The sequence below is a fragment of the Mesorhizobium sp. M2E.F.Ca.ET.209.01.1.1 genome, assembly GCF_004010375.2.
GTDB lineage: Bacteria > Pseudomonadota > Alphaproteobacteria > Rhizobiales > Rhizobiaceae > Mesorhizobium.
The window spans coordinates 1-306 of record NZ_SADP02000945.1; the positions used below are offsets into that span (position 1 = coordinate 1).

Sequence of the window (306 nt, forward strand, 5' to 3'; positions counted from 1 at the left end):
GTTCATTCCCGTCGCCGAACGCACCGGCGCCATCCTCGAGCTCGGACGCTGGGCGATAAGGACGGTGTGCACGGATATGCTGACGCACGACCATGTCCGCCTCGTCAGCGTCAACGTATCGCCGATCCAGCTCAAGACGCCCGGCTTCGCGACATCCGTCGCCGGCATTCTCGGCGAGACCGGCGTCGCCGGCAGCCGGCTGGCCTTCGAGATCACCGAGGGGCGCGAACTGGAGATGGACTCCGACATCCTGCGCTGCATCAGCGACCTGAAGCTCCTGGGTATCAGGATATGGCTCGACGATTT

1 protein-coding gene is annotated in these 306 nt (G+C 64.4%); it reads left to right on the forward strand.

Annotated features, from left to right (window positions below; all coding sequences use genetic code 11):
• The coding region (locus tag EN852_RS38610) for an EAL domain-containing protein (protein WP_135879889.1) at window positions 1–306 on the forward strand (306 nt) is incomplete at both ends.